13 protein-coding genes are annotated in these 22,842 nt (G+C 72.5%); 7 read left to right on the top strand and 6 right to left on the bottom strand.

Going from position 1 to position 22,842, the window contains the following annotated elements:
* The first annotated feature begins 109 nt into the window (after positions 1–109).
* Entirely contained in the window at positions 110–1,471 is a 1,362-nt protein-coding gene (locus AC060L_RS14945) for an XrtP-associated glycosyltransferase (RefSeq protein WP_483799207.1), read from the top strand.
* 48 nt (positions 1,472–1,519) lie between these two features.
* Here the strand turns inward: AC060L_RS14945 and AC060L_RS14940 are convergent, their stop codons facing one another.
* Complete coding sequence (locus AC060L_RS14940; protein WP_483799206.1) at positions 1,520–2,341, bottom strand: LamG domain-containing protein; 822 nt, start codon at positions 2,339–2,341, stop codon at positions 1,520–1,522.
* Positions 2,342–2,541: 200 nt separating this feature from the next.
* On the opposite strand from AC060L_RS14940, the gene AC060L_RS14935 reads away from it, so the two are divergent.
* A complete protein-coding gene (locus tag AC060L_RS14935) occupies positions 2,542–5,592 on the top strand; it encodes a bifunctional [glutamine synthetase] adenylyltransferase/[glutamine synthetase]-adenylyl-L-tyrosine phosphorylase (RefSeq protein WP_483799205.1) in 3,051 nt (1,016 codons plus the stop codon).
* A 78-nt stretch (positions 5,593–5,670) separates the two neighbouring features.
* On the opposite strand, the gene AC060L_RS14930 is transcribed toward AC060L_RS14935, so the two are convergent.
* Positions 5,671–6,639 (bottom strand): phosphatase PAP2 family protein, encoded by a 969-nt coding sequence (locus AC060L_RS14930; RefSeq protein WP_483799204.1) that lies wholly within the window; start codon positions 6,637–6,639, stop codon positions 5,671–5,673.
* Between the two features lie 312 nt (positions 6,640–6,951).
* Here AC060L_RS14930 and pulA point away from each other — a divergent pair, with 312 nt between their 5' ends.
* The 3 genes from pulA to AC060L_RS14915 all read left to right on the top strand — a co-directional run bounded on the left by pulA (position 6,952) and on the right by AC060L_RS14915 (position 15,578).
* On the top strand, positions 6,952–12,531 hold the full coding sequence (pulA, locus tag AC060L_RS14925) for a pullulanase-type alpha-1,6-glucosidase (RefSeq protein WP_483799203.1): 5,580 nt from the start codon (positions 6,952–6,954) through the stop codon (positions 12,529–12,531).
* A gap of 268 nt (positions 12,532–12,799) precedes the next feature.
* Positions 12,800–14,179, top strand: a complete 1,380-nt coding sequence (locus tag AC060L_RS14920) for a helix-turn-helix domain-containing protein (RefSeq protein WP_483799202.1) — start codon at positions 12,800–12,802, stop codon at positions 14,177–14,179.
* A gap of 226 nt (positions 14,180–14,405) precedes the next feature.
* Positions 14,406–15,578 (top strand): helix-turn-helix domain-containing protein, encoded by a 1,173-nt coding sequence (locus AC060L_RS14915; protein WP_483799201.1) that lies wholly within the window; start codon positions 14,406–14,408, stop codon positions 15,576–15,578.
* 122 nt (positions 15,579–15,700) lie between these two features.
* On the opposite strand, the gene AC060L_RS14910 is transcribed toward AC060L_RS14915, so the two are convergent.
* The 3 genes from AC060L_RS14910 to AC060L_RS14900 form a co-directional block, all read right to left on the bottom strand.
* The gene (locus AC060L_RS14910) at positions 15,701–16,654 is read right to left on the bottom strand and encodes a LysR family transcriptional regulator (RefSeq protein WP_483799200.1); all 954 of its coding nucleotides are present in this window, start codon (positions 16,652–16,654) and stop codon (positions 15,701–15,703) included.
* A 253-nt stretch (positions 16,655–16,907) separates the two neighbouring features.
* Positions 16,908–17,741, bottom strand: coding sequence for a hypothetical protein (locus AC060L_RS14905; protein WP_483799199.1), 834 nt, complete (start codon positions 17,739–17,741; stop codon positions 16,908–16,910).
* A gap of 80 nt (positions 17,742–17,821) precedes the next feature.
* A complete protein-coding gene (locus AC060L_RS14900; protein WP_483799198.1) occupies positions 17,822–18,340 on the bottom strand; it encodes a SigE family RNA polymerase sigma factor in 519 nt (172 codons plus the stop codon).
* A 339-nt stretch (positions 18,341–18,679) separates the two neighbouring features.
* Between AC060L_RS14900 and AC060L_RS14895 the strand changes: the two genes are divergently transcribed.
* Positions 18,680–20,353, top strand: a complete 1,674-nt coding sequence (locus AC060L_RS14895) for a carbohydrate-binding module family 20 domain-containing protein (protein ID WP_483799338.1) — start codon at positions 18,680–18,682, stop codon at positions 20,351–20,353.
* 67 nt (positions 20,354–20,420) lie between these two features.
* Here the strand turns inward: AC060L_RS14895 and AC060L_RS14890 are convergent, their stop codons facing one another.
* Positions 20,421–21,164, bottom strand: a complete 744-nt coding sequence (locus AC060L_RS14890; RefSeq protein WP_483799197.1) for an SDR family oxidoreductase — start codon at positions 21,162–21,164, stop codon at positions 20,421–20,423.
* Positions 21,165–21,572: 408 nt separating this feature from the next.
* On the opposite strand from AC060L_RS14890, the gene AC060L_RS14885 reads away from it, so the two are divergent.
* On the top strand, positions 21,573–22,667 hold the full coding sequence (locus AC060L_RS14885; RefSeq protein ID WP_483799196.1) for an alpha/beta hydrolase: 1,095 nt from the start codon (positions 21,573–21,575) through the stop codon (positions 22,665–22,667).
* Positions 22,668–22,842 lie beyond the last annotated feature (175 nt).

Genomic DNA, 22,842 nt, shown 5'->3' with positions numbered 1-22,842 from the left:
GCGCGAGCGCGGTCCGGCCCCGGCGGCGGTCGCGGTCCGGGCCGAGGACGAGAGCGCGAGTGAGAGTGACGACGATGGCGATGACGATCGCGATGACGGAGGGCGGGCGGTGAACTCCTCGGCCGGTACGGTGCTCAGCTTCGCCGTGGCGCTGTCGCTGCTGCTCGGCGCCGTCTTCGTCGCCTACACGGCGGCGCTGGTGGTGCCGCTGCTGCGCTGGCGGCCGGCGCAGCCCGGCGACCCGGCGGCGTTCGACTGGCACGTGCTGGTGCCCTGCCGGGACGAGGCGGCGGTGATCGGCCAGACGCTCGCCCGGCTGCGCGCGCAGCACGAGGCGCTGCACGTCTGGGTCGTCGATGACGGCTCGCTGGACGGCACGGCCGAGGTGGTCCGGGCCGCCGCCGAGACCGACCCCTTCGTGCACCTGGTGCAGCGGGTGCTGCCCGAGGCGCGGACCGGCAAGGGCGCCGCGCTGAACGCGGCGTACCAGGCGCTGCTGCGCTGGCTGCCCGCGGAGGCCGACCACGAGCGGGTGGTGGTCGCCGTGTTCGACGCCGACGGACGGCCGGGCCCGCGCTGCCTCGACCACGTCAGCGCCGCGCACCTGCTCGGCGATCCGCAGGTGGCGGCCGTGCAGATCGAGGTCCGGATGGGCAACCGGGACGAGCAGCGCCCGCTCGGCCGTCAGTACCTCGCGCGCAACCTGCTGGCCCGCACGCTGGTCCGGATGCAGGACCTGGAGTTCCGCACGGCGATCCCCGCGATGCAGTTCAGCCGCCGGGTCACCCGGACGGTAGCGATGGGCGGCAACGGCCAGTTCACCCGGCTGGCCGCGCTCACCGACGTCGCGGGCGACGCGCCGGGACCGTGGGGCGGCCTGCTGCTGGAGGACTACGAGCTCGGCCTGCACCTGACGCTGGCCGGCCGGCGCACGGCGTTCACCCGGGACACCTGGGTGGACCAGGAGGGGCTGTGGAACGTCCGCGCGCTGCTGGCCCAGCGGGTGCGCTGGAGCCAGGGCGCGATGCAGTGCATGCGCTACCTGCCGCGGATCTGGAACTCGCCGCGGCTGACCACGCTCGGCGTGCTGGAGGTGACGTACTGCCTGCTCCAGCCGTGGATGCAGCTCTTCGGCAGCGTGGTCCTGCCGGTGCTCGCGGTCCGGCTGGCCGTCCGGTACGCCGAGCACCCCGAGACGCTCGCGCAGTTCCTGACGAACGGCGGGTACGGGCTGCTGCTGGCCTACCTGCTGCTCAGCCTCGTCCAGTTCACCGTCTGGGGGCCGATCTACTGGCTCAAGTGCGAGCGCTCGGCGGGTCTGTGGCGCTGTGTCGGCTGGGGCATCTGCTACTCCCTCTACATCTGGTTCTACTGCGCCTGCACCTGGCGCGCGGCGGCCCGGATGACCAAGGGCCGCAACGGCTGGGTGAAGACCCGCCGCAATGCTGAGCTGCACGCCGCCCAGGCGTGACACGCGGAGATGACAACGCGCGCGATGGTGCGAGGCGGTGGCGGTGGGTCAGGACGGCAGGTCGGCCGGTGCCGGGTGGTAGATGGTCAGCGAGTCGCAGCTGAACGAGATCGGCTGCGACGTGGTGGGGGCCGGATGGTAGACCCCGTTGTTGACCGAGAGGCTGAGGATCGGATAGGCCGCGAAGTCCGGGCCCACGCCGTTGTGGTCGGTGTACGCGACGGCGAGCCGGTCGAGGCTGCGGCCGACGTACCAGGTGACGCTGTCGGCGCCGAACCGGGCGCCTATGTAGAGCCAGGTGTCGGCGGCCACCACCGGCGCGGTGTACGTGCCGTTGCCGCCCTTGACCTGGTTGACGAACTCCAGGGTGTCCGGGTGGTCGGCCTGCCACTCGAAGACGTCCATCTCGTTCTCGCCGTCCCGCCAGCTCCACAGCGCCGGCCAGGCGCCGGTGCCGGCGGCCGGCAGCCGGACGTGGGCCATCACCAGGTCCCCGGTGTGCTCCTCGCTGCCGTCGCCGCCGGTGTCGCAGGAGTCGCCGGTGGTCAGCAGTCCGGTGTCCCAGTTGCCGTCGGCGCGCGGCGAGGCGGTGATGGTGAGCCGGTTGCCGTCGGTGCTCAGCGCCGACTGGCTGAGCTCGTCGAGTTTGAAGTCGTGCTGGTTGTCCGTGCAGTCCTGGTACGCGCCGGTCTGCCAGCCCCAGGTGCGGCCGGGACCGACGTCCAGCGTGTGGAAGGTGTCGGCGAAGCCGATCTGCGCCGATTCGAACGGTGACGGTGCCGCGCCGGCGGACCCGCCGCCGGCTATGCCCGACGCGGCGGTCAGGAGCAGGCCGAGCAGCAGGCGCGGCAGGCGGATCAGCAGTGGCATGACCACTCCTCAGCAGCCGATGGTGGGCCCGGGCGGTCCACGGTGTTCACCATCCACCGGAAGTGGGCAGGTGCGCACCGCGCCGTGGTCCTTCCGGGTGTACCCGGTCGGCGTCTTCGGGGATCGGGACCGGGGCTCGGTCCGTAGGCTGGAAACAGTGCGTACGTTCGAGCGCACCGCACGCGGCAGCGGAGGGGCTGATGGCTTTGCAGGAGACGCCGGGTCCGCGGCACGAGGGCCGGATCAGCAGGCCCGAGAACCGGCTGGTCCGCCGGGGCTTCACCGACCCCGAGGCGGCGGTGCGCCGGCTGGAGGCGCCGGCGCTGCACGGGCTGGCCGCCGATTCGGTGCTGCTGGACGCGCTCGGCGCCAGTGCCGATCCCGACCTCGCGCTGCTGGGCCTGGCCCGGCTGCTGGAGGCCCTGCCGGAGCCGGACCGGCACGCGCTGCGCGACACGCTGACCACCTCGAAGCCGCTGCGCGACCGCCTGCTCGGCGTGCTCGGCGCCTCCGCCGCGCTCGGCGACCACCTGGCCACCCATCCGCGCGACTGGCACGCGCTGGTCACCTTCGAGGTGCGGGACATCCACCCGGGCGAGCACGAGTTCCGCCGCGAGCTCTCGCAGCGGGTGCGGGAGTCCGACCGCGAGCCGGCCGACGCCTTGCGCGCCGCCTACCGCCGCTGCCTGCTCACCATCGCCGCCCGCGACCTGAGCGCCACCACCGACCTGGAGCAGACCGCCGCCGAGCTGGCCGACCTGGCCGGCGCCACGCTGCGCACCGCGCTGACCCTGGCGAGCGAGCAGGACCCGGCGGCGGCCGACGCCTGCCGGCTCGCCGTGATCGCCATGGGCAAGTGCGGCGGGCGGGAGCTCAACTACGTCTCGGACGTGGACGTGATCTTCGTGGCCGAGGCCCGCGAGGGGGTGGACGAGAACCGGGCGCTGCAGGCGGCCACCCGGCTGGCGGCCACGATGATGCGGCTCTGCTCGGACACCACCAGGGAGGGCACCATCTGGCCGGTGGACGCCAACCTGCGCCCGGAGGGCCGCAACGGGCCGCTGGTGCGCACGCTGGCCAGCCACCTGGCGTACTACCAGCGGTGGGCGAAGACCTGGGAGTTCCAGGCGCTGCTCAAGGCGCGCCCGGTCGCGGGCGACGCGGAGCTCGGCGCGGCGTATGTCGCGGCGGTGGCGCCGCTGGTCTGGCAAGCTGCCGAGCGCGAGAACTTCGTCGCCGACGTCCAGCAGATGCGCCGCCGGGTGATCGAGGCGATCCCGGCCACCGAGCTGGACCGCCAGCTCAAGCTCGGCCCGGGCGGGCTGCGCGACGTCGAGTTCTCGGTCCAGCTGCTCCAGCTGGTCCACGGACGGACCGACCCGGCACTGCGAAGTGGCAATACCTTGACAGCTCTCAAAGCACTGTCGGAAGGCGGCTATGTGGGCCGCGCCGACGCGGCCTCGCTCGACGCCGCCTACCGGTTCCTGCGCTCGCTCGAACACCGGATCCAGTTGCACCGGCTGCGCCGCACCCACCTGATGCCGACCGACCCGGCCGACCAGCGGCGGCTCGCCCGTTCGCTGGCCCGGATGATCAACGACGACACCCGCGCCGACCCGGTGGCCGCGCTGCAGCGCGAGTGGAAGCGGCACGCGCTGGAGGTCCGCCGGCTGCACGAGAAGCTCTTCTACCGGCCGCTGCTCACCGCCGTCGCCGACCTCGCAGGCGGCGACGCACTCACCCCCGGCACGCCCGCGATGACCCCGGAGGCGGCCCGCCAGCGGCTCCAGGCGCTCGGCTTCGCCGACCCGTCGGCAGCGCTGCGCCACCTGACCGCGCTGGCCTCCGGCGTCAGCCGCAAGGCGGCGATCCAGCGCACGCTGCTGCCGGTGCTGCTCTCCTGGTTCGCCGACTCGGCCGACCCGGACGCCGGGCTGCTGGGTTTCCGGCAGGTCTCCGACGCGCTCGGCCGCACGCCCTGGTACCTGCGGCTGCTGCGCGACGAGAGCGCGGCCGCCGAGGGCCTGGCCAGGATCCTGTCGGCCGGCCGGCTGGCCCCCGACCTGCTGCTGCGGGCGCCGGAGGCGGTCGCCATGCTCGGCGATCCGGACGGCCTGCGCCCGCGCCCGCCGGCCGCGCTGGAGCAGGAGATCCGCTCGGCGGTCGGCCGGGCGCCGAGCGCGGCCGCGGGCGTCGCGGCGGCCCGGTCGGTGCGCCGCCGCGAGCTGTTCCGGACCTCGGCGGCCGACCTGCTCGGCCGGTTCGGCGAGCAGCCCGCCGAAGCGTTGGAGGAGGCCGCGACCGCGCTCACCGACCTGAACGCGGCCACCCTGCGTGGCGCGCTCGCGGCCTGCACGGCCGGCTGGGAGGCGGCGCACGGCGAGCCGCTGCCGGCCAGGATCGCGGTGATCGCGATGGGCCGGTTCGGCGGTCACGAGCTGGGCTACGGCTCGGACGCCGACGTGCTCTTCGTCCACGAGCCGCTGCCGGACGGTGAGCACGATCCGACGGCCGCGGCCCGCGCGGTCTGCAACGAGTTGCGCAGCCTGCTCGCCGCGCCGTCCACCGAGCCGCCGCTGCTGGTCGACGCCGACTTGCGCCCGGAGGGGCGGCAGGGGCCGCTGGTGCGCACGCTCGGCTCGTACGCGGCGTACTACGCGCGCTGGTCGCACGTCTGGGAGAGCCAGGCGCTGCTGCGCGCCGAGCCGGTGGCGGGCGACGCCGAGCTGGGGGAGCGGTTCCGCGAGCTGATCGACCCGCTGCGCTACCCGGCCCAGGGCGTGCCGGAGCGGGACCTGATGGAGATCCGGCGGATCAAGGCCCGGATCGAGAGCGAGCGGCTGCCGCGCGGCGCCGACCCGACCACGCACACCAAGATCGGCCGCGGCGGCCTGGCCGACGTCGAGTGGACGGTCCAGCTGTTCCAGCTGCGGTACGGCCACGAGCTGCCGCAGCTGCGCACCACCCGGACCCGCCAGGCGCTGCTGGCCGCCGCGCGGGCGCAGCTGCTGAGCACGGCGGACGCCGAGGTGCTGGACGCCGCCTGGGTGCTGGCCTCCCGGGTGCGCAGCGCGGTGATGCTGGTGCGCGGGCGCCCGGGGGACAGCTTCCCGAACGAGCCGCGCGAGCTGGCCGGGGTGGCCCGCTACCTCGGCTACGGCGGTGGCCGCAGCGGTGAGCTGGTGGACCACTACCGCCGCACCACCCGCCGGGCCCGGAGCGTCGTGGAGCGGCTCTTCTACGGCGGGTGAACCGGTGGTCGAACGGCTGAAGCCCGCCCGGCAGGCCGGGCGGGCTTCAGGAGGACCGGGCTACGAGCCGGGCGCGGACTAGCGGCGCGCGGCGCCGGCGCCGACCGGGGTCGGCCGCTGCTCGGGCAGCTGGCCGGCGGCCTGCCAGGAGGCCGGGATCTGCGGGAACTGGTACGCCCAGCGGTGGTAGATCAGCCGCGTGATCACGAAGCCGACGCCCAGGCAGAGCGCACCGAAGAACGCGTCCATCCAGTAGTGGTTGGCGGTCGAGATGATCACCGAAAGGGTGAAGAGCGGGTAGAGCAGCCCGAGTGCCCGCACCCACTTGCGCTCGGCCAGGAAGAAGATCGTCAGCCCGCACCACATCGACCAGCCGATGTGCATCGAGGGCATCGCGGCGTACTGGTTCGTCGTGCTGGCCGCCGCGCCGGAGGCCAGTGAGCCCCAGGTGTGGTGCACGAACACGGTGTCGATGAAGCCGGCGCCGGTCTTCAGCCGCGGTGGGGCCAGCGGGTAGAGGTAGAACCCGAGCAGCGCGATGCCGGTCGTGACGAAGAGCACCGTGCGGGCGGCCGCGTACCGGCCGGGATGGCTGCGGTAGAGCCAGACCAGCACCGCGATCGTCACGATGAAGTGCAGCGTCGCGTAGTAGTAGTTCATCCCGACGATGAGCCACGTCACCGAGTTGACGCCGTGGTTCACCGAGCGCTCGACGGCGATGCCGAGCGACTGCTCGAAGTGCCAGACCGCGGTCGCGTGCCGCTGGGCGATCGACGCCTGCTCGGGCACGGCGTTGCGCACCAGCGAGTAGAGCCAGTAGCTGATGCCGATCAGCGCGAGTTCGAAGAGGAGCCGCGGTCGGGCCGGGCCGCGCCGCTGGGCGACGATCCGGCTGCGCAGCGTGGTGGTGGCACCCAGTGCGGTGCTCCCGGTGGCTCCGTCCTCGGCTCCGTCGGCCGGTCGGCCGGGGGCTTGGACGGAACCGCCGCTGCCGGCCTGGGCACTGTTGCCCCGGCTAGGCGTCTGGATCTCGGTCGGTTCCCCCATGGACGAGAAGTCTGCCAGACGTTCCGTGGCCGTCCGATCATCCTCTGGTCGTGGATTCTTCACCGACAGTCCTCCCACAGTGCTAGGCGCATGCCCCCGAACGGGGCGGGGGAGGCGGCACGGTATGCGCGGGCTGGGCGCATCGGAGGGACACACATGCGTTCCATTGTTACGCGTTCGCAACGGGGGGTGCGAGGCGGGGGTCAGGATGGCCGGAACATGAAGAAATTCGTTTCAGGATCTTGCTGAAACAAATTGCGGCCACTAGCGTCCTGGCGACCTGAACACGCCCCGCCCGGCAAGGGAGCCGCTGTGGCCGTCGTCCCATCCAGTCCCGCCCGCAGATCCTCAGTTCACGAACGAAGCAGTCGACGTAATCGACCGGGCCGGACGGGGGTGCTGCTCGCGATCGCGCTGACCGCGGCGACCCTCGGCACCGCCCCGCTCGCCACCGCTGCCGACACCGCCCCACCCGCGCCCTCGGACCGCAGCCTGGCCGCGCTCGCCGACCGGCACGACCTGACCCGCGAGCAGTACTACTTCGTGCTGCCGGACCGGTTCGCCAACGGTGACCCGTCCAACGACACCGGCGGCATCACGGGCAGCCGGATGCAGAACGGGCTCGACCCCACCGACAAGGGCTTCTACCACGGTGGCGACCTCCAGGGGGTGATCGACAAGCTCGACTACATCCAGCAGCTCGGCACCACCACGATCTGGATGGCGCCGATCTTCAAGAACAAGCCGGTCCAGGGCACCGGTGACGCGGCCTCGGCCGGCTACCACGGCTACTGGATCACCGACTTCACCCAGGTCGACCCGCACTTCGGCACGAACGCGCAGCTCAAGGAGCTGATCGCGAAGGCGCACGCCCGCGGGATCAAGGTCTTCTTCGACGTCATCACCAACCACACCGCCGACGTCATCGACTACGCCCAGAAGAGTTCCGACTACCGCTCCACCGGCGCCTACCCCACGCTGGACAAGAACGGCGCCCCGGTCGACGAGCTCGCGGCCGCCGACGCCGACGTGGCGAACCACAACGCGGCGTTCCCCGACCTGACCGCGAACTCGTTCCCGTACACGCCCGTGGTCACCGACCCGAACGCGAAGACCCCGGCCTGGCTGAACAACCCGGCCTACTACCACAACCGCGGTGACTCGACCTTCGCCGGCGAATCCGCGACCGAGGGCGACTTCGACGGCCTGGACGACCTGGACACCGAGAACCCCGCGGTGGTCAAGGGCTTCGAGAAGATCTACCAGACCTGGGTGCACGACACCGGCGTCGACGGGTTCCGGATCGACACCGTGAAGAACGTCAACATGGCGTTCTGGCAGCAGTGGGCCCCGGCGCTGAAGAGCTACGCGGCGCAGCAGGGCAACAAGAAGTTCTTCATGTTCGGCGAGGTCTACTCGGCCGACCCGACCGTCACCTCGCCGTACGTCACCAAGGGCAAGCTCCAGGCCACCCTGGACTTCCCGTTCCAGGACGCGGCGCGGCGCTACGTCTCGCAGGGCGCCTCGGCGCAGGCGCTGGCCCAGCTGTACGCGCAGGACTACCGCTACACCTCGGCCGACAGCAACGCCTACGAGCTGCCGACCTTCACCGGCAACCACGACATGGGCCGGATCGGCTCGTTCCTGGAGTCCGACAACCCGGGCGCCGACCCGGCCACGCTGCTCGCCAAGGACCAGCTGGCGAACCAGCTCCAGTTCCTGACCCGCGGGCAGCCGGTCGTCTACTACGGCGACGAGCAGGGCTTCACCGGCCCGGGCGGCGACAAGGACGCCCGGCAGGACATGTTCGCCTCCAAGGTCGCCGACTACAACGCCGACCCGGTGATCGGCGGCGCCCCCGGCCCGGCCGACCGCTACGGCGAGAGCGGCCCGCTCTACCAGGGCATATCCGCGCTCGCCAAGCTGCGCGCGGCGAACCCGGCGCTGGCCGACGGCGCGCAGATCCAGCGGTACGCGGCCGCCGGCCCCGGCGTCTACGCGTTCTCCCGGATCGACGAGAAGCAGCAGGTCGAGTACCTGGTCGCGGTCAACAACGCGAGCACCGCGCAGACCGTCGCCCTGGACACCTTCTCGCCCGGCATGGGCTTCCAGCAGCTCTACCCCGGCGCCGGCCCGACGCTCACCAGCAGCGCCGACCGCAAGCTGACCGTGACCGTGCCACCGCTCTCCTCGGTGGTCTACCGGGCCACGGAGAAGCTCGCGCCGTCCCCCGCCGCCCCGGCGATCACGCTGAACCCGCCCGCCGAGGGCTCGACCGGCCAGGTCACGCTCGGTGCGAGCGTGGACGGCGGCGGCTACCACCGGGTGAGCTACGCCGCGCAGATCGGCAACGGGCCCTGGCAGACGCTCGGCACCTCGGACACCGGGATCGACCAGGTGACCCAGGACCTGACCGGCGTCGCACCCGGCACGCTGGTCCGCTACAAGGCCGTGGTCCAGGACGACGCCGGCCACCTGCGCGCGGCCACCGGCTCGTTCACCACCGGCACCCCGGCCCCGGTGCCGCCGCCGACCACCGACGCCCGCCCGTACGCCGTCGTGCACTACCAGCGCAAGGACGGCGACTACGACGGCTGGAACCTCTACGCCTGGGGCGACCTGGCGGACGGCGAGGGGACCAGCTGGCCGGCCGGTCACCCGTTCGTGGGTCGCGACGCCTACGGCGCGTTCGCGTACGTGAAGCTGAAGCCGGGCGCCTCGGACGTCGGCTTCATCGTCGAGAACAACGGCACCAAGGACGGCGCCGCGGACCGGCACATCGACGTCGGCTCGACCGGGGAGGTCTGGGTCAAGGAGGGCGACCAGAACGTCTACACCCAAAACCCGGGCCCCGCGAACCCCACACCCCCGCCGAACACCGCGGTCATCCACTACCACCGGGCCGACGGCGACTACGCCGGCTGGGGCCTGCACGACTGGACCGGCGCGGCGAACCCGACCGACTGGACCAAGCCGCTCCAGCCGTCCGGCCGGGACGCCTTCGGGGACGTCTTCACGGTCCCGCTGGCGCCCGGCGCGACCAGCCTGAGCTACATCCTGCACAACGGCGACACCAAGGACCTGCCCGACGACCAGTCGCTCGACCTCGCGACGTACGGCCACGAGGTCTGGGTGAACGGCGGCCAGGAGGGCTATCTGCTGCCCGAGGTCGCCGCGACCAACGCGCAGCTCGATCTCTCCACCGCGAAGGCGCAGTGGCTGGACGCGACCACCGTCGCCGTCCCGGCCGGCTACGGCGCCGGTGACGCGGCGCTGGCCGCCGGCACCAGCGCGCAGCTGATCTACGACCCGGCCGGCGGCCTGAGCATCGACAAGGGCGTGCTGAGCAAGCCCGGCCAGTGGCTGCGGCTGAACCCGGTGGCCGGCGGGCTGACCGACGCGCAGAAGCAGAAGTACCCGAACCTCGCGGGCTACCGCGCGTTCAGCGTCGACCCGCGTGACACCGACCGGGTGCCGCAGGCGCTGCGCGGCCAGGTGGCGTTCACCGAGCACCTGCCGAACGGCGCGGTGCTCGCCGCGACCGGCGTGCAGCTGCCCGGCGTGCTGGACGCGCTGTACGCGGGCAAGGCGGCCGGCGTGAAGCTCGGGCCGGTCTACCGCAGCGAGGGCCCGTGGTGGTGGCCGTTCGGCCGCACGGTGACGCTCTCGCTCTGGGCGCCGACCGCGCAGCAGGTCTCGGTGCGGCTCTACGACGCCGCGACCGGCGCCGCCGCGCGGACCGTGCCGCTGCACCGCGACGACGCGACCGGCGTCTGGTCGCTGACCGGCGACCGCGGCGATCTGGACGGGAAGTACTACACGTACGACGTCAAGGTCTGGGCGCCGAGCGTGCAGAAGATCGTCGACAACACGGTGACCGACCCCTACTCGGTGGCGCTCTCGCCGGACTCCAGCCGCAGCCTGGTCGCGGACCTGTCCGACGGCTCGACCAAGCCGGCCGGCTGGGACAACGGCCGCAGCCCGCAGCCGATCCCGCCGAGCAAGCAGCAGATCCAGGAGCTGCACGTGCGCGACTTCTCGTCCGCCGACAGCACCGTGCCGGCCGCCGAGCGCGGCACCTACCTGGCGTTCACCGAGTCGCAGTCGGCCGGCATGCAGCACCTGCGGGCGCTGGCCAAGGCCGGAGTGACGACCATTCACCTGCTGCCGACCTTCGACATCGCCTCGATCCCGCCGGCCGCCGACCAGAAGCTGCCGCCGTGCGATCTGGCCTCGCTGCCCAAGGACAGCGACAAGCAGCAGGAGTGCGTGGCGGCGGTGGCCGCCGACGACGCGTACAACTGGGGCTACGACCCGCTGCACTACACCGTGCCCGAGGGCGCCTACGCGACCGACCCGACCGGCACCGCGCGGACCGTGCAGTTCCGGCAGATGGTGCAGGCGATGCACGAGGCCGGCCTGCGGGTCGTCCTCGACGTGGTCTACAACCACACCGCGGCCGCCGGCGAGGACCCGCACTCGGTGCTCGACCAGGTGGTCCCCGGCTACTACCAGCGGCTCAGTGACACCGGGCAGGTCACCACGGACAGCTGCTGCGCGGACACCGCGCCGGAGCACGCCATGATGGACAAGCTGGTCGTCGACTCGGTGGTCACCTGGGCCAAGCAGTACAAGGTGGACGGCTTCCGGTTCGACCTGATGGGCCTGGACCCGAAGTCCACCATGCTGGACGTGCAGTCGGCGCTGAAGAAGCTGACGGTCCGCCAGGACGGCGTGGACGGCTCCTCGCTCTTCCTGTACGGCGAGGGCTGGAACTTCGGCGTGGTCGCCAACAACGCCCGGTTCGTCCAGGCGACCCAGCAGAACATGGCCGGGACCGGGATCGCGACCTTCGACGACCGGATCCGCGACGCCGGGCGCGGCGGCAACTTCATGCTCTCCTCCGCGCCGCAACAGGGCTTCGCCTCGGGCCTGTTCACCGACCCGAACGGATCGTCGGCGAACGGCACGCCGGACCAGCAGAAGGCCGCGCTGCTGCACCAGATGGACCAGATCAAGGTCGGCCTGACCGGCGACCTGGCCGGGTACTCGTTCACCGACAGCTCCGGGAAGACGGTCACCGGCGCGGGCGTCGACTACGGCGGCTCGCCGACCGGCTACGCGGCCAACCCCGGTGACGCCGTCGAGTACCTGGACGCGCACGACAACACCGATCTCTTCGACGCGCTCGCCTACAAGCTGCCCACCACCACCTCGCCGGACGACCGGGCCCGGATGCAGGCACTCGGCCTCTCGCTGACCGCGCTCACCCAGGGCCCGGGCTTCGCGGTGGCCGGCAGCGACCTGCTCCGCTCCAAGTCGCTGGACAGCAACTCGTACAACTCCGGCGACTGGTTCAACGCGATCCACTGGCCGGCCGCCGACGGCAAGACCTGCCAGGACGGCAACGGCTGGGGCCACGGCCTGCCGCCGGCCGCGGACAACCAGACGCTCTGGCCGACCGCCAAGGCGCTGCTGGACAACCCGCAACTGACCGTGGGCTGCTCGCAGATGACCGCGACGAGCGGGCAGTACCAGGCGTTCCTGGCGATCAAGCAGTCCTCGCCGCTGTTCGCGCTGAGCACCGCGGCCGAGGTCCAGCAGCGGGTGGCCTTCCCGCTCTCCGGCACCGCCGGCGAGGTCCCGGGAGTGATCACCATGCACCTGGACGGCACCGGGCTGCCGGGCGCCGAGAAGGGGATCACGGTGGTCTTCAACGCGACGCCGAGCAGCCAGACGCAGACGCTGGCCGCGCTGCGGGGGAGCGCGCAGGCGCTGCACCCCGCGCAGGCGCACGGAAGCGATCCGGTGGTGAAGAGTGCTTCATTCGCCGTGGACTCCGGCACGTTCACCGTGCCGGCCCGGACCGTGGCGGTGTTCGTGCAGTCCTGAAAGCAGTCAAGAAACCGGAGGGAGCCCGTCCCGCCCTTGGCGCGGCGGGCTCCGCACCGGCCCTGACCCGGGCTTTCGTCCTGCTCCCGAGCGGCTGGTGAACCGGTTCTGAACTCTCGGCGGCGGGTCGACTCCATCAGTGCTCGAGCGCTGGGGGGTTGTCCCGTCGCCGCGGCTCTTGGAGAGTGGCTGTCAATCCTGTAAACAAGGGAGTCAAGTTCAACGCACGGCGCGGGGTACCGCCAGGAGACCGAGGGCAAGGACGGACATGGAATCCGGGCAGGACGCCACAACGGAGATCGGCCGACGACTGCGCGACCTGCGCCGCGAGCGCGGGTTGAAGCAGAGCGATCTGGCCGGCGAGGGCATGTCGGTGAGCTACCTGTCGCTGCTGGAGTCGGGCAAGCGGCCGGTCACGCCCGCCATCCTGCACCGGCTCGCCGGCGTACTCGACTGCTCGGTCGAGTACCTGCGCACCGGCCAGGAGGCCGACCAGGACCTCGAACGCCAGCGCGAGTTGCTGCTGCGGATCACGCTCGCCGAGCTCGCGCTGCGGGCCGGCGGGGTGGCCAGCGCACTGGAGGCATGCGACGCGGTGCTCGCCGCCGAGCCGCCCGCCGAGGCCGCCACCCGGCGCCGGGCCCGGATCGTCCGGGCGGACGCGCTGGAGCGGCTCAGCCGCCCGGCCGAGGCGCTGGCCGAACTGCACGAGCTGTACCGCGATCCGGTGGCCGGTCCCGGCTCGGCCGAGTGGCTGCGGCTCGCCGTCGCGCTCTGCCGCTGCCACCTGCTGGCCGGTGAGCCGGCCGGCGCGGTCGAGCACGGCCGCAGCGCGCTGGAGCGGCTCGACGCGGTGCTCTCGCCGCCGACCGAGGACCACCTCGGGCTGGGCGTCACGCTGATCGAGGCGTACCACCGCAACGGCGCGCTTCCGTTGGCCAGGGAACTCGCCGACCGGCTGCTGCCGCACGCCGAGCAGGCCGCCTCCGCGACCGCCCGGGCCACCGCGTTCCGGCTGGCCGGGCGGCGGGCTCGGCAGGCGGGCGACACCGCGCTCGCGCTGGTGCTGGCCGAGCGCGAGCTCGCGCTGCCGGCCGAGGACGAGCTGGGCCGCTACCTGGGCCTGCTCAAGGCGGGCTACGGCTCGCTGCTGCTGGACGGCCTGGAGCCGGATCCCGGGCGGGCCAAGGAGTACCTCGCGGTGGCCGGTCTGGAGCTGGCCCGCTGTGGCCGCCGGGTGGACCGGGCCGGCTGCGAGCTCAGCCTGGCCCGCGCCGAGCTGATGCTCGGCCGGTACGCCGACGGCGCGGCGCACGCCGAGAAGGCGCTGAGCCTGGCCGGCTCCGCGCACGCCACGGTCGGGGTCTGGGCCTGGCTGCAGCTCGGCGAGGCGCGCCGGCTCCAGGGGCGGCCGGCGGAGGCGGCCGAGGCGCTGCACACCGCCGAGCGGCTGCTGGCCGACGCGGACGCCTCGCCGGAGCTCTCGGCGGGCCGCGGTCTGGCCGAGGTCTGGCGGGCGCTGGGCGACCTGTGGCTGAGCCACGAGCGCCCGGACTCCGCGATGAACGCCTACCGGCAGGGCCTGGCCGCCGCCGGCCTGTCCGGCGCGGCGCCGGTGCGGGCCGTGCTGCACCCGGTCCGGCCGTGAACCGGCGCCGACTGCTGATCGAACGTCAGTTCTGATTCACCGTCAGCCGGCCGCCGTGTCCTCACCCCTGGGGCGCGGCGGCGCCGTGATCGGTGGGTCGCGGCTGACCTGGGCCGTCGTAGCGAAGCCGTAAGGAGTCCCGTAGATTTCCCGAACCGGACTATGGTCCGGCTGCGAAATCGGCCACAATGGCACGGGGGACCCGCGAGCCGAGGGGGAGTTGGCGATGCACCGGCGTGATGACGGACCAACGGACGACACGCCCGCCGAGCGGCATCTGGCGGGCCTGCGGCTGGACCTCGCCTTCGCCGAGCTCGCGCTGCGCAACGGCGGCGACGCCGAGGCGCTCGCGGTCTTCCGCCGGGTGCTGGCCGCCGAGCCGCCGCCCGACCCGGCCACCGGCCGGCGGGCCAGACTCGGCCAGGCCTGGGCGCTGGAGAAGCTCGGCCACCTGGAGACCGCGATCGGCGAGTACCGGCTGCTGCTGGCCGACCCGGTGACCGAGCTCGGCAGCGCCGAGTGGGCGCTGCTGCAGGTCGCGCTCTGCCGCAGCTTCCGGGACGCCGGCGACCAGGCGATGAGCGTGGACGTCGGCGAGCGCGGCCTGCGCGAGCTGGCGGACGCCGGGGTGCCGCCGATCCACGAACACCTGCAGCTCGGCTCCACGCTGATGGGCTGCTACATCATGCGCGGCGACCTCACCTCGGCCAAGCTGCTCGCCGACCAGCTGATGCCGCTGGCCCGCTCCACCGGCTCGCGGGTGGCGCTCGGCGCGGTGGAGTGGAACGCCTCGCTGATCGCCCGGGAGCAGGGCCGGTTCGGCGACGCGCTCGAACTCGCCGAGCGGGCGCTGGTGCTGATGGCCGAGGCGGACAACACCCGGCACCACGGGATGCTCCGGTTCAACCTGGCGCTGGTCATGGTGGCCCGCGGTGAACTGCGCTCCGCGGCCGAGCTGCTGGCGGCCGGCTACCGGATCCTGAAGGAGAGCGCCAAGGTCAGCGAGGTGGTCTCGTGCGCCGCCTGGGCGGCCGAGGTGATGATCCGGCTCGGCGAGCCGGACGCCGCGCTGGACTGGGCCGAGCGCGGGCGGCAGGCGCTGGCCGGCGCCGGGAAGGACCTCTGGTGCGAGCGGGCCGAGGTCGCGCTGGCGGTCGGCCGGGCGCACCTGGCGGGCGGCGCCGTGGGCCTGGGCGAGGGCGAACTGCGCGCCTGCGCGGAGCAGTTGCGCCAGGCCGGGCAGCACCGGACGGCGGCCGAGCTGTGGCGCCGGCTCGGGGACTCCTGGGCGGACCGGGAACAGCCGATGGAGGCGATGACGGCCTACCAGGCCGCGCTGACCGCGCTCGGCCTGGCCCCGGCCGCACCGCTGGGGGCCCGGCGGCGGGTCACGTCCTGAGACGGGTCCCGACCGACGGGGTCACCAGAGCGGCCGGGCAGTCGGGGCCGCCAGGTCGGATCCCGGGCGTTGTCAATCGGGAATAGACCGGTACTTCGTCAAGTCCAGTCAACTGGCGAGGTTTACCGGGCCGGATCAGCGATGACGGGGCTCTCGGTCCAGCCGGTGAACCGGCGCAGCTCGGTGACCAGCCGGGCGACCAGCAGGCCGGGCACGCCGGCGGTCCAGGCGATCGCCAGGTGGGTGGGCTCGGCGTCCCGGACCGGCAGCCAGCGCACCCCCGGCGCGGCGGCCCATCGGCTGAGCGGCTCGGGCGCGAGCCAGACGCCCTGGCCGCGGGCCACCGTCAGCAGGCAGTCGTCCACCTGTCTGGCGGCCGGTCCGCGCGGCGCCGGTCTGCCGTCCGGGCGGGGGTCGGCCAGCCAGTGCGCGCGGGCCTCCTCGCAGTCGAAGATGTCCGGTATCACCACCGGCTCCTCGGCCAGGTCGGCCAGGCAGACCGTGTCGCGGTCGGCCAGCCGGTGGCCGAGCTGCACGGCGACGGCCCGCCGGTCGGTGCGGACCAGCGCGGTCGGCAGTTCGCCGGTGCCCGCCGGCAGCCAGAGGAACGCGGCGTCCGCGCCGCCGGAGCGCAGCAGCGCCAGCTTCTCGGCCGGGGTCGGCACGGTGACCAGGTCGAAGGCGAGACCCGGGATCGCCTCCTCCATCGCGGCGGCCGCCTCCAGCGCGAACGGCGCGGTGGCGTACGGGCAGCAGGCCAGCCGCAGCGGGCCGCCGCGCTCGGGGTGGACGGCGTGCGAGCGGACCCGCTCGGTGAGGCTGTCCAGCTCGCCGACCACGGACCGGGCGCCGGCCGCCAGCTCGGCGCCGGCCGCGGTGAGCGTGACGCCGCGCGAGGTGCGCACCAGCAGGCTGGTGCCGAGGATCCGTTCCAGCTGCTGGATCTGCACCGAGACGGCCTGCTGGGCGAGGTGCAGCCGGGCCGCGGCGCGGGTGATGTTGAGCTCCTGGGCGACCATCAGGAACGAGCGCAGGTGGCGCAGCTCAACGCCGCCGGACGAGCCGACCACCGCCATCGCTCCCCTCCCACCTGATCCCGTCACGGTTGTCGCCCTGATCAAACACGGGATGTCAAATACCGTCAAGTCTCGGGTAAAAGTGCTGATCAGCTCCGGTGTGGCCCGATCGGCGACCGTTGCGGCGGGTGTCCGGGGCGGCGCCCCGGGGCCGCCACGGCCAACGGGGCCCCGGCGCGGGTCGATACCGCGTCGGGGCCCCGTTCGATGGAGCTTGGCAGAGCGTCAGGTCGAGGCCGACGGCGGGTCGGTCTCAGTGGGGCTGGAGTTCGGCCGCGAAGGCGGCGCCCTTCGCGGCGGTGGCCGGCGGCACCTGGAGCTGCCAGCGCGGGTCGGCGGCGATCCGGGCCCAGCTCGCCAGATCGAGCGGCGGGCGGGGCCGGCTCACCACGGTCGCCGGGAAGCCGGGCCGCACGGTCGCGCTGGACGCCGACACCTGCAGCTGCGAGCCGTCCGGCCGGTTGACCGTCACCTGGTACTGGTAGATGCCGAGCACCGCGACGCTGCTCACCACCGTGCGGTGACTGCCGTCCGGCAGCACGTCCTCGGTGCAGCTCGGCGGCGTCGCGCCTGGCGGGCGGGGGTCGCCCTGCATCGAGCCGACGGTCGCGCAGTCGGTCGGCTCGCTCTGCGAGGTCAGCTCGACCCGCAGCATCACGGGCCCCTGGCCGTCGTCGTAGGCGACCGAGGCGGTCAGGTCGGTCGGTCCGGGGACGGGGCCCGACTCCGCGGTGAAGTCGGAGAGCTTCGCTCCGGCCGGGAGCTGGTCGGCCAGCGTCTTGAGCAGGGTGGCCGGGGTGGTCGGGACCAGGGCCGGCGTCGGCGTGCTGTCGGCGGCGGTGGTCAACGGCGTACTGGCAGCCGGCTGATGCAGCCCGAAAACGGCGCAGGTGACCGCGATCGCGCTGACGGTCAGCACCGCGCCGGTCGCCTGGAGCCGGCGCAGCAGCAGCCGGCGGCGGCCCAGCCGGTTGCTCTCGGCGACCATCGTGACGATCGGCGGGCGGAGTTCTTCGACGCTCTCCTCCAGCAGCCGGGTCAGCTCGTGGTCGAAGTCGGGGTCGGGGCCGAAGTCTCGGGAGTCCATCTGCGCGTTCCTCGGGGTGGTGGGTGGATTGCTCGGTGGGGTTGGTCCCCAAGGCGTGCCCGGGCGGGCGCGGCGCTCGCTCAGTCCTGGAACAGCAACGCGCGGTCGTCGCCGAGGATCTCCCGCAGCTTGCTCAGCGAGCGGGAATTGAGGCTCTTGACCGCGCTCGCGCTGGTGCCCATCGCTTCGGCGACCGCCTCGACGCTGTAGTCCTCCAGGTAGCGGAGCACGACCGCCGCCCGGCTGCGCGGCGGCAGCTGGCGCAGTGCGGCGACCAGGGTCAGCCGTAGCTCGGTCTCGGTGCTGCCGGCCGGCCCGGCCGACGGCCCGTCGGTGACCTCGGCCACCGCGACCTCGCCGGAGCGGCGCAGCCGGCGGTGCGAGAGGTAGCAGCGCAGCAGGACCTTGCGGGCGTACGCGTCGAGCCCGGCGCTGTTGCCGTCGCGCTGGAGCCGGCCCCAGATCGGGTAGAGCTTGGAGAGCGTGGTCTGCACCAGGTCCTGCGCCTGGTGCCAGTCCCCGCACATCAGGTACGCGACCTGGAAGAGCCTGCGGGCCCGGCTGGCCGCGAACTCGTCGAAGTCGAGCGCCTCGTGCATCTGGTGGTCTCCCGGTTGGGCGGCGGAACGGCACCGTTCGAATCGGTGCCATCCGTATACACGCCTCACCCACGGCGCAGGTCGCACTCGAGGTCGGAGCCGTGCCGAATCGTTGCCTGCCTGTACCTTGACGCGTTCCTGGCCCGGTCATATGTTCGGCGCTGCAAGTTTCCAGAAAGTTTCAGAAACTTTCTGCTCAACCGGCTGCCCCACCCAGCCCCCCCAGGAGACAACGTGGTCCCCTCGCTCACCAGCCCCCCGCCCGTCAGATCCGTGAGATCCGCCGGGTCCGCCGGATCCCGCCACCCGCGCCGCCGGGCCGCCGTCGCACTCGGCGGGCTGCTGCTCTCGTTCGCCCCCGGTCTCGCCGCCGCGCCGCCGGCCGAGGCCGCCCCACCGGGCAACAAGGACGTCACCGCCACCCTCTTCGAGTGGAGCTTCGACTCGGTCGCCAAGGAGTGCACCAGCACCCTGGGCCCGAAGGGCTACGGCTACGTCGAGGTCTCCCCGGCCGAGGAGCACATCCAGGGTCCGCAGTGGTGGACCTCGTACCAGCCCGTCAGCTACCAGATCGCCGGCCGGCTCGGCAGTCGCGCGCAGTTCCAGAACATGGTGAACACCTGTCACGCCGCGGGCGTCAAGGTGATCGCCGACGCGGTGATCAACCACATGACGGCCGGCTCGGGCACCGGCACCGGCGGCACCGTCTACACCAAGTACAACTACCCCGGTCTCTACCAGGACCAGGACTTCCACACCTGCCGCCAGCCGATCACCAACTACAACGACCGCACGAACGTGCAGGACTGCGAGCTGGTCAACCTCGCCGACCTCGACACCGGCAGCCCGTACGTCCAGCAGACCATCGCGAGCTACCTGGACGACCTCGGCTCGCTCGGCGTGGACGGCTACCGGATCGACGCCGCCAAGTACATCGCCGCGACCGAGCTGGCCGCGATCAAGGCGAAGATGAAGAACCCGAACGCCTTCTGGGTCCAGGAGGTGATCTACGGCGCCGGCGAGCCGATCCAGCCGAGCGAGTACACCGGCAACGGCGACGTGGACGAGTTCCGGGTCGGCACCGACCTCAAGCGCATCTTCACCAGCGACAAGCTCGCCAACCTGAGCAGCTGGGGCGCCTCCTGGGGCTACCTGCCGAGCAGCCAGGCCCGCAGCTTCATCGACAACTGGGACACCGAGCGCAACGGCTCGACGCTCAACTACACCTACGGCAACACCTACACGCTCGCCAACGTCTTCCTGCTGGCCGAGAACTACGGTTCGCCGAACGTCTACTCCGGCTACCAGTTCAGCGACATCGACGCCGGCCCGCCGAACAACGGCACCGTCAACGCCTGTTACCAGGACGGCTGGAACTGCACCGAAGCCTGGCGGCAGATCGCCAACATGGTGGGCTTCCGCAACGCGGTGACCGGCACGCCGGTGACGAACTGGTGGTCCGACGGCAACAACGCGATCGCCTTCGGCCGCGGCAACCTGGGCTACGTCGCGCTCAACCACGAGAGCGGCGCGATCACCCAGACCTTCCAGACCTCGCTGCCGGCCGGCACGTACTGCGACGTCGAGCACGGCGACCCGGTCGCGGGCGGCGGCTGCACCGGCCCGACGTACACCGTCGGTGCGAACGGCCAGTTCACGGCGACGGTCGGCGCGGGCGACGCGGTCGCGCTGTACGTGACGAAGGGCGCGAGCGCGAACGTCACCGGCGCCTCGTTCGGGGTCAACGCGACCACCTCGCCCGGCCAGAACGTCTACGTGGTCGGCGACAACCCGGCGCTCGGCGCCTGGGACCCCACGAAGGCGCTGCCGCTCTCCTCGGCGGCCTACCCGGTCTGGAAGCTCGACCTGGCGCTGCCGGCGGGCACCTCGTTCCAGTACAAGTACCTGATCAAGGACGGGAGCGGCAACGTCACCTGGGAGTCCGGGGCGAACCGCACCGCGACCGTGCCGTCCAGCGGAGAGGTGGCGCTGAACGACACCTGGCGGCCGTAGCGGCTGTCCGGCTCCGGCCGAAGGGAACGTCCGAGCGGGGCTGATCCGGTGCGTCGATGACGCCGGGTCAGCCCCGTCCGACGTACGGCATCGTGGTGGCCAGCACGGTCGCGAACTGCACGTTCGCCTCCAGCGGCAGCTCGGCCATGTGGCGCACGGTGCGGGCGATGTCGGCCACGTCCATCGTCGGCTCGGGTGCGATCCGGCCGTCCGCCTGCCGCACGCCGGTGCTCATCGCGGCCGTCATGTCGGTGGCCGCGTTGCCGATGTCGATCTGGCCGCAGGCGATCCGGAACGGGCGGCCGTCCAGCGAGAGCGACTTGGTCAGGCCGGTGACCGCGTGCTTGGTCGCGGTGTACGCGATCGACTGCGGGCGCGGGGTGTGCGCGGAGATCGAGCCGTTGTTGATGATCCGGCCGCCCTGCGGGCGCTGCCCCTTCATCTGCCGGAACGCGGCCTGCGCGCAGAGGAAGGCGCCGGTCAGGTTGAGGTCCACCACCGCGCGCCAGTCCTGGTAGGAGAGGTCCTCCAGCGGGACCGGCGCACCGAACGTGCCGGCGTTGTTGAAGAGCAGGTCGATCCGGCCGAACCGCTCGGCGGCCTCGGCGAACAGCGCGTCCACCGCGGCCGGGTCGGTGACGTCGGTCGGGATCACGGCGGTGGGGGAGCCGCCCAGCGCCGCGGTCTCGTGCAGCGGCTCGGCCCGGCGGCCGGCCAGCACGAGCTGCCAGCCGGCGGCGGCGAGTTCGAGCGCGACGGCCCGGCCCACGCCGCTGCCGGCTCCGGTGACGACGGCGATCTGCTGCGGCATGCGGGGCTCCCTGGGCGGGCGGTGTTCGGATGGGCGGTGTTCGGATGGGCGGTGTTCCGATGGACGGTGTTCGGATGGACGGTGCTCGAACTCATCGATGGCCGGTGCTCAGATGATCGCCGAAGGCGGCCGCACTGTCATTCGTCGGATCCGCCAGCCGGGCAACGCGGCGATGACCCCCCGATCAGCGGATCGACCCCCGCCGATCGACTGGACTTTGCCGAACTGTGCACCGTTTTGGTGAGGAATTTGGCAAACATTGGCCTGCTGGCCAGGCTGGTCGCAACCAGGCGAGGTCCGGACCACGTCATAGGATCAACTACACCGCGCGCCGCCTTTTTCGAGGTCCGCGCCGCCCGGACCCAGCCGTGACTCCGGGCGCCACCCACCAGCCGGAAGTGTCCTGTCGTGCAGCCGCCGTTCGCTCGCCCACGTGCAGTTCTGTCCGCCGCCGCCGTACTCGCGCTGGCCGCCTCGCTCTCCGCGTGCGGAGGTGGCGGCAGCGGCACCGCGGCGGAGGGCAAGCCGGTCGGCAGCGCGAAGCCGACCGCCTCGGCCGCCGGCGGCGCCTCGGGCGCGGCCTCCGCAGCTCCCTCCGGTTCCGCCTCCGCCTCCGCCTCCGCCGCCGCGCTGCCCAGCGCGTCCGCGTCCGCGTCCAGTGGCAAGGTGCAGCTCCCGACCGGTCCGGCTGCCCAGCTGACCAAGGCCCGGGACACGGCTGCCGGCCCGATCATGATGACCACGCTGAACGGCCCGAAGTCCGGGGTCAGCGCCAAGGTCTGGATCTGGCTGCCGCCCGAGTACAACGACCCGAAGTACAAGGACTACGGCTTCCCGGTGCTCACCCTCTACGCGGGTGGCCAGAGCAACGGCTACAACACCTGGACCGACAACCAGCTGCCGATCCAGGAGCAGGACGAGGACCTGGTCAAGCAGGGCAAGGCGCACCCGTTCATCATGGTGATGCCGGTGCAGAACCTGGTCTCCGCCGAGAGCCAGACGCTCGACTGCAGCGACATCCCCGGCCAGCCGAAGATGGGCACCTGGATGTCCCAGGACATCCCGGACTTCGTCCGGGCCAACTTCCGCACCCTGAAGGGCCGGGACAGCTGGGGCCTGATGGGCGCCTCGACCGGCGCGTTCTGCAGCGCCAAGATGGCGCTCCAGCACCCGGACGTCTACAAGGCCGCGGTACCGATCGACGGCTACTTCAACCCGGACTCCTCGTTCTGGAAGGGCCACGAGACCGACCGGCTGGCGAACAGCCCGGACGTCCTGGTCGCCCAGAGCAAGGCCGACGTGCGGATGCTCGCGACCGCCGGCGGCGCGACGCCGGACGAGGTCAAGCTGGTCAAGGCCTGGGTCGCCAAGGCCGCGGCGCCCACGAAGATCGACTACTACGAGCAGCCGAACGGCAAGCACCTCACCTCGCACTTCAAGAAGATGATCCCGGACACGCTGGAGTGGCTGACCCAGAACCTGGAGGGTCCGTCCGCGAACTGACGGACCGTCCGGGCCGGCCGGCTCGGCACTGTCCGATTCCTCCCTGCAGTGGCTCTGACCTGCACGGCAATCGGGCATTGATTCGCCTCTGATCGACTGCGACCACTCTGGACCATGGCGCCGCCCCTCCCGCTCACCTACTCGGGAGGGGCGGCCCGACCCCCGTCCGTGAGCC

Source organism: Kitasatospora sp. NEAU-69 (assembly GCF_057158765.1).
This window is presented reverse-complemented; position numbering and strand designations above follow the sequence as displayed.

Excerpts from the sequence above, each read along its gene's own strand:
- AC060L_RS14930 (WP_483799204.1), bottom strand. The coding sequence starts at position 6,639 with ATGGGGGAACCGACCGAGATCCAGACGCCTAGCCGGGGCAACAGTGCC.
- AC060L_RS14905 (WP_483799199.1), bottom strand. The coding sequence starts at position 17,741 with ATGGACTCCCGAGACTTCGGCCCCGACCCCGACTTCGACCACGAGCTG.
- AC060L_RS14900 (WP_483799198.1), bottom strand. The coding sequence starts at position 18,340 with ATGCACGAGGCGCTCGACTTCGACGAGTTCGCGGCCAGCCGGGCCCGC.
- AC060L_RS14935 (WP_483799205.1), top strand. The coding sequence starts at position 2,542 with ATGGCTTTGCAGGAGACGCCGGGTCCGCGGCACGAGGGCCGGATCAGC.
- AC060L_RS14890 (WP_483799197.1), bottom strand. The coding sequence starts at position 21,164 with ATGCCGCAGCAGATCGCCGTCGTCACCGGAGCCGGCAGCGGCGTGGGC.
- AC060L_RS14920 (WP_483799202.1), top strand. The coding sequence starts at position 12,800 with ATGGAATCCGGGCAGGACGCCACAACGGAGATCGGCCGACGACTGCGC.
- AC060L_RS14915 (WP_483799201.1), top strand. The coding sequence starts at position 14,406 with ATGCACCGGCGTGATGACGGACCAACGGACGACACGCCCGCCGAGCGG.
- AC060L_RS14910 (WP_483799200.1), bottom strand. The coding sequence starts at position 16,654 with ATGGCGGTGGTCGGCTCGTCCGGCGGCGTTGAGCTGCGCCACCTGCGC.
- AC060L_RS14940 (WP_483799206.1), bottom strand. The coding sequence starts at position 2,341 with ATGCCACTGCTGATCCGCCTGCCGCGCCTGCTGCTCGGCCTGCTCCTG.